6 protein-coding genes are annotated in these 6,752 nt (G+C 69.1%); 4 read left to right on the forward strand and 2 right to left on the reverse strand.

Translation table 11 applies throughout. From position 1 onward, the window contains the following. Positions 1-61 precede the first annotated feature (61 nt). Together PKH97_RS12095 and PKH97_RS12100 are read right to left on the reverse strand one after the other, a co-directional pair. Entirely contained in the window at positions 62-622 is a 561-nt protein-coding gene (locus PKH97_RS12095) for a copper chaperone PCu(A)C (RefSeq protein ID WP_324387719.1), read from the reverse strand. Between the two features lie 124 nt (positions 623-746). Beyond that, entirely contained in the window at positions 747-1,403 is a 657-nt protein-coding gene (locus tag PKH97_RS12100) for a hypothetical protein (protein WP_324387720.1), read from the reverse strand. A 118-nt stretch (positions 1,404-1,521) separates the two neighbouring features. Here PKH97_RS12100 and rbfA point away from each other — a divergent pair, with 118 nt between their 5' ends. The 4 genes from rbfA (at position 1,522) to PKH97_RS12120 (ending at position 6,550) form a co-directional block, all read left to right on the forward strand. After that, the gene (gene rbfA / locus PKH97_RS12105) at positions 1,522-1,977 is read left to right on the forward strand and encodes a 30S ribosome-binding factor RbfA (RefSeq protein WP_324387721.1); all 456 of its coding nucleotides are present in this window, start codon (positions 1,522-1,524) and stop codon (positions 1,975-1,977) included. Next, the gene (truB, locus tag PKH97_RS12110) at positions 1,964-2,887 is read left to right on the forward strand and encodes a tRNA pseudouridine(55) synthase TruB (RefSeq protein ID WP_324387722.1); all 924 of its coding nucleotides are present in this window, start codon (positions 1,964-1,966) and stop codon (positions 2,885-2,887) included. The genes rbfA and truB overlap by 14 nt, the downstream gene beginning before the upstream one ends. A 62-nt stretch (positions 2,888-2,949) precedes the next feature. Then, positions 2,950-3,900, forward strand: a complete 951-nt coding sequence (locus PKH97_RS12115) for a bifunctional riboflavin kinase/FAD synthetase (protein ID WP_324387723.1) — start codon at positions 2,950-2,952, stop codon at positions 3,898-3,900. 802 nt (positions 3,901-4,702) lie between these two features. Next, positions 4,703-6,550 carry a long-chain fatty acid--CoA ligase gene (locus tag PKH97_RS12120; protein WP_324387724.1) on the forward strand — a complete coding sequence of 616 codons (1,848 nt, stop codon included), beginning with the start codon at positions 4,703-4,705 and terminating at the stop codon, positions 6,548-6,550. Positions 6,551-6,752: the final 202 nt, after the last annotated feature.

Consider the following 6,752-nt stretch of genomic DNA (forward strand, 5'->3'; position numbering starts at 1 on the left):
GCCACACCGCCCACCCCCGCGGCCAGCCCGCAGAAGAGCGCGGTGCGCCGGCTGGTCGCGCTCACGAGTGCGTCATTTCGCCCATGCTCGCGGACCCGGACGGCTGGTAGGACTCGTTGGCCCCGGCGAAGGTGCGGACGACGAAGGTGGCGGGCGCCGGGCCCGCGCTGGTCGTCAAGGTGATCGAGACCGGGTCGCCATTCTTCAGGGGCGCGCTGAGCTGCATCAGCATGATGTGGTTCGCCCCGGGTTCGAGAGCGAACTGCTGGGCCGGAGCGAGGGTGAATCCGCCGGCGGCCGGCTGCATCTGCAACTGCCCGTCGGCATTCTTGACTGTCTCGTGGAGTTCGGTCATTCCCGCCGCCGGTGATGACGCAGCGGTGATCCGGATGGCGATGTCGGTGAGGTTGACGAGGGTGGCGAAGCAGCCCGTCATCCCGGCGTCCGCGGCCTTGCACCACGGATCATCGATCCGCAGGGCGGTCGAGGGGCCGGCTGCCGACCCCGCGCGCGGGGTGGGCAGCGTGCTGGAACTCGTAGCGGCGCCGGACCCGCCGCAGGCGGCCAGGCCGGCGAGCGCGAGCGCCGCGAGAATCGGGCGGAAAGCGAAAAAGGTAGTCATGGCAAGGCCTTTCGAGGTCAGAGTCGTTTGAACCGCCTCGGCCGTAGCCCCGGGCACCGACGTGCTGCATGCCGGATCGCTGGAGGGCTGCTGAGCCCGGAAGTTGCTGGATCCGACGACGAGGTCAGTGACAGAGGCGCCACGGCAGGGCGGGTGGCTGCGGTAGCAGCCGGGCAGGGCGCGACGCGGACAGCGTCGGCGGACCACGCGTCACGCGGGCGCGGTCTGCACCCATCCCCAGGACGTATGCCGTGCCCTCACCGAGCGCCGGCAGGCGCGCAACCTCGTGGCCCAAGCGCGGCGAGCCGGGCAGGCGGGGGAGCAAGCGCCGGGCGCCCCAGAGCAGCCGTTCGCCCCAAGCAAGGGCGGCCGCCAGCAGCAGGGTGGCCAGCAGATGCCCGAGGAGCATCCGCCCGGTCGGCGCCTCCATCGCCGTCAGGGCGGCGCCGCTGCCGGAATGCCCGAGATGCCTGGCGCCGAGGACAGTGCCCGCCGACGTGCTGTGCATCCCGGCGCCAGCCGTTGCGTGGGCAGCAGTGAAGACGACATGGCTGATGGCCTGGCCCAGCGCCAGGCAGCCGGTCAGCCCCGCAAATCCGATCCGCCGAACGGCCACGGCATACGCAATGGGCGAGGTCAGCAAAAGGGCGAGCGCACCGGCGAGGGGAGGAATCGGCATACCGGCGATTCCGGCGTGGGCCAGCGCGGCCAGGGCTACGGCAGCCACCGATATCGCGGTGGCGCGCACGAGGCGCGGCCCGGGGGTGCCCGGCTGGATCACCCGGCCAGGGTACCCATCGCTGCGAGCGGCCCGACAGGCGTCCGCATCGTGCCGAGGCGTGATGTCACTGACATAGGCTGGCCCGATCCCACCCCCGCGCACAGTGAGGAGATCGACCATGGTCGACACCGGACGCGCCCGCAGGGTCGCCGAACGGATCAAGGATGTCATCGCCGAGAATCTCGACGCGATCGTCAAGGACCCCGACCTGGGCTTCGTGACGATCACCGATGTGCGCGTCACCGGCGATCTGCAGCAGGCCTCGGTCTTCTATACCGTCTTCGGCGACGACACCCAGCGCGAGCACACCGCGCGCCTGCTGGCCAAGAACACCGGCAAGCTGCGCAGCCTCGTCGGCAAGCACCTGGGTATCCGCCTCACCCCAAGCCTGGAGTTCCACCTCGACGCCCTGCCGGACACGGCCGCGCACATCGACGACCTGCTCAAGGCCGCACGCGAGCACGACGCCGAGGTCGCCGCCAGTGCGGCCGGTGCCGTGTATGCCGGTGATGCCGACCCCTATAAGCACGAGGACGACGAGGACGAACTCGCCGGCCAGCGTGCCGACGCCTGATCGCCGCCCGCCGGCGCCCGATGGGTTGCTGATCGTCGACAAACCGGCGGGGTGGACCAGCCACGACATCGTCGCCAAGGTCCGCTACCTCGCCGCCACCCGCAAGGTGGGGCACGCCGGCACCCTCGATCCGATGGCGACCGGCGTGCTCGTTCTCGGCATCGGCCGCGCCACCAAGCTGCTGACCTTCCTCGTCGGCTGCGACAAGGCTTATGCCGCGACCATCCGCCTCGGCGCCACCACGGTCACCGACGATGCCGAGGGTGAGGTCGTGACCACCACTGCGGTGGGCGAGTCGCCCGCGGGCCTGCGCGACGCGATTGCTGGCCTGACCGGTGCGATCGACCAGGTGCCCAGCGCGGTCAGCGCGATCAAGATCAAGGGCGAGCGCGCGTATGCCCGCGTCCGCGCCGGCGAGGACGTCGCCCTGGCCGCGCGTCCGGTCACCGTCGCGCGCTTCGATGTCTTGGGCGAGCGGCCGGTCATGGTGGACGGTGTGCCGATGCTCGACGTGGACGTCGAGGTCGAGGTCTCCTCCGGCACGTATGTCCGTGCCCTGGCCCGCGACCTCGGCGCCACCTTGGGCGTCGGGGGGCACCTGACGGCCCTGCGCCGCGCCCGGGTGGGCCGCTTCGACCTCGGCGATGCGCACCCCCTCGCTGCGCTCGAATCCTGCGCCCCTGAGCAGTTGCCGGTCATCCCACTCGCCGACGCTGCGGCGGCGTTCGCGACGCGCCCGGTGGACGCGGACGAGGCGCGGGCGCTGGGATACGGTCAGCGCATCCCGTCGGCGAGCCCGGGGCGAGCAGACCCCGTGGCCGCCATCGGGCCGGACGGCGCCCTGGTCGCGATGCTCGACGAGACACGCGCCATTGCTCAGGCGTATGTCGTGTTCACGCCGGCCAGGTGATGAGGCAGCGCCCGCTTCGGTCCGAAATCGTGTCCCTGGCCGCGTGTTCGTAGAGTTGGCCCGTGCATCGCTGGACCGATCCCGCCGACACGCCCGCGGACCTCAAAGGCTGCGTGGCGACCTTCGGCAACTTCGACGGGGTCCACCGCGGCCACCAAGTCGTCATCGCCACGCTCCGGGCAGAGGCAGCCCGGCGCGGCGTGCCAGCAGTGGCACTGACCTTCGACCCGCATCCGGTCCAGGTTCTGCACCCCGAGCGTGCGCCAGAGTTGATCAGTCCCGCCGGTCTACACGAGCGACTGCTCGAGGAGACCGGGATCGACGGCCTGCTCGTCGTGCCCTTCACGCGGGCCTATGCCCAGCAGAGCGCGGAGGACTTCATCATCTCGACCTTCGTCGACGGTTTGGGGGTGTCGGCCCTTGTCGTCGGCGCCGACACCAAGGGCTTCGGGGTCGGCTACACCGGTGATGTCGATCTGATCCGCGAACTCGGCGACCGTCACGGCTTCGAGGTGATCGTCGTCCAGGATCAAGGCGATGATCGGCGCTGGTCGTCCAGCGCGGTGCGGGAGCATCTGCGTCTTGGCGAGGTGGCTGAGGCAGCCGCCATTCTCGGCCGGCCGCACCGCGTCATCGGCATCGTCGTCCACGGCTACCACCGGGGCCGCGAACTTGGTTATCCCACAGCGAATCTCGAGCGCCGCGCGCGCGGCGTCGTGCCCGCCGATGGGGTGTATGCCGGGTGGCTCACCCGTCTTGATATGGACCCTGCGGACCGTGACTATCGGCTCCCCGCGGCGATCTCGGTCGGCACCAACCCGACCTTCGAGGGCACCGAGCGCACGGTCGAGGCCTATTGCCTGGACCGCACCGATCTCGATCTCTATGGCGAAGAGGTCGCGGTCGACTTCGTGGCACACATCCGGCCGACGCTGAAGTTCGACTCCATCGACGCGCTGCTGGAGGCGATGGCGCAGGACGTAGTCGCGTGTCGATCGATCCTGGCTCCCTGACCCAGAGCACAGACGCTGCGTCGGTGCGGCGCATTTCGGTTGGCAATCTCCTCGCTTCTGTGGCTGAGGTTGGCGCGCGACTCTAGGCTGGCCGATGTGCTTCGCCCCAGGGGTGGCGGCGGGGGCCATCGATCGGGGAGGCATGGATGTCTGGACCACTGACCCGAGTACTCCGGGACGTCGAGCACGAAGGGTTCGCCGGTTGCGCCGCTCACGCCCACGAGCACATTTGTGCTTCCGCCGAACCACCCCGAGTCCTTGGCCGATGAATAGGCCAGCGACACTGGACCGCTCGGGTGCGACGCGCTCGCGGTCCGGAAGCCGGCCGTCCCCTGCTGAATCCGGTCCGGCAGGTGCAAGGTGACGGCGCCGGGCCCCAGCGGCGGTGAGGAGCGTCCGAGGGTGAGGGGCGGCCATACGGCAATCGCGACAAGCAGCACGGCAAGCGTGGCGGCGGCGACGCGGCTTGACGCACACGGTGCCGCCGGATGCCGCGCCCCCACAGGTCCGTGGGCAGGCTCGGCGGTGCGGTAGCCCGGGCGGCGGAGCGCAGGAGAGCCCGAAGCTCCGCGTCGGCGCGGCTCGGGTCGAGGTCGGTGCTCATGTCCAGAAGTACGCTCGCTGACGCGATTCGGTTGGGTCGCGCCCATCAGGCAGCCCCGAAACCCCGGCGGCGCGTTCGGCTGCCAAGCGTCGATCGCGTCTCACTTGACGCCCGCGGGACCGCGGGACGTGATTTCGCCGCCCGAACATGGCACTATCGGCCCAACACCCGCACACCCAACCGCGAAAGTGGTCGCCGATGCCCGCTACCCAGTCCCTCCTGCCTGCCGACGAAGACCTGGACACCACCGCCCTGACCAGCCGCTCGGCGAATGTGGGCGTGCTCTTCCGGGACCGCGTGGCCAAGACCCCCGACAAGGTCGCCTACTGGTATCCGCAGGGCGACGACTACGCCAAGGTGACGTGGAAGCAGGTCAAGGACCGGGTCTTCCCGCTGGCCGCCGGGCTGATCGCACTCGGCGTCGAGCCCGAGGAGCGCGTCGCTCTTGCGTCCGGCACGCGGTATGAGTGGGCGCTCGCCGACCTGGCGAATATGTGCGCGGGATCGACGACCACCACGATCTATCCCTCGACGATCGCCGACGACGTCGCCTTCATCATCTCCGACTCCGGCAGCGTCGTCGTCTTCGCCGAAGACGAATCCCAGGTCGAGAAGCTGCGCAGCATTCGCGACACCATTCCCTCGGTCCGCAAGGTCGTCGTCTTCGATGGTGCGGGCGACGGCGACTGGGTGATCAGCCTGGAGGACCTGGCCCGACTCGGCACCGACCTGCTCGCCGAGAATGCGCGAGCGGTCGACGAACGCATTGATGCCATCGCCTCCGACCAGCTCGCAACGATCATCTACACCTCCGGCACCACCGGCCGGCCCAAGGGCGTGCGGCTGCTGCACAGCGCCTGGACCTACCAGGCCGCCGCCACCGGCGCGATCCGGATTTTGCAGCCGGACGACCTGCAGTATCTGTGGCTGCCGCTGGCCCACGTCTTCGGCAAGCAGTTGCTGACGATTCCGCTGCAGGTCGGTTTCCCGACGGTCATCGACGGCCGCATCGACAAGATCATCGAGAACCTCCCCAAGGTGCAGCCGACCTTCATGGCGGCCGTCCCGCGCATCTTCGAGAAGGTGCACGGCACGATCTCGGTGATGATGGCCAAGGAAGGTGGGGCCAAGGAGAAACTCTTCCACTGGGCCACCGGGGTAGGTTCCAAGGTCTCCGATGCCCAGATCGCGGGCAAGAAGCCGGGGGCTGTCCTCGCCGCTCAGCACAAGGTCGCCGACAAGCTGGTCTTGTCCACGGTGCGCAACCGCTTCGGTGGGAACGTTCGCTTCTTTATCTCCGGCTCGGCAGGGCTCAACCCCGAGGTCGCCCGCTGGTTCCACTCCGTGGGACTTTTGGTCGCCGAAGGCTACGGTCTGACCGAGACGAGCTCCGCGGCATACGTCAATCGGCTGGTGGCCTACAAGATCGGGTCGGTCGGCTGGCCGCTGCCCGGGCTGGAGACGCGGATCGCGGACGACGGCGAGATCCTGCTGCGCGGTGAGGGCATCATGCAGGGGTACCACAACAATCCCGAGGCGACCGCGGAGGTGCTCGACGCGGACGGCTGGTTCCACACCGGCGACATCGGCGAGTTGGACGACCGGGGCTTCCTGAAGATCACCGACCGCAAGAAGGACCTGTTCAAGACCTCGAACGGCAAATACGTCGCGCCGTCGCAGCTGGAGTCGACCTTCAAGGGTCTGTGCCCGTATGTCAGCCAGATCATGGTCCACGGCAACGACCGCAAGTTCGTCAGCGCGCTGATCACCCTGGACCCCGACGGCATCGCCGGTTGGGCGGCTGCGAACGGTCTCGAGGGCAAGTCCTATGAAGAGGTCGTCTCCTCGCCGGCCGCCAAGGAGATGGTCCAGGGCTATGTCGACCAGCTCAACGCCGGCCTCAACCGGTGGGAGCAGGTCAAGGCCTTCACTATTCTCGGCAGCGACTTCTCGGTCGAGGGCGGCGAGCTTACGCCGAGCCTGAAGGTCAAGCGCAAGGTGGTCACCGAGATGTACAAGAAGGACCTGGACTCCTTCTACAACTGATCCACGCTTTCCCCGGATGCGGTGCCGTGACCCTCGGCCGACTGTCGACGTCGGCCGGCGGTCCCGGTTCTCGTCCATATTGCACAACAGAGGTTCCCGTATGCCGTTCCAGCCCCCCGCCCCCACCACCCGTCGCGCCGCCCTCTTGTTGCCGACCCTCGCCCTCGCCGGCGCGGCCCGGCCGGCGTGGGCCGACGACGCC

Source organism: Nostocoides sp., assembly GCF_035343835.1.
Lineage (GTDB): Bacteria > Actinomycetota > Actinomycetes > Actinomycetales > Dermatophilaceae > Nostocoides_A > Nostocoides_A vanveenii.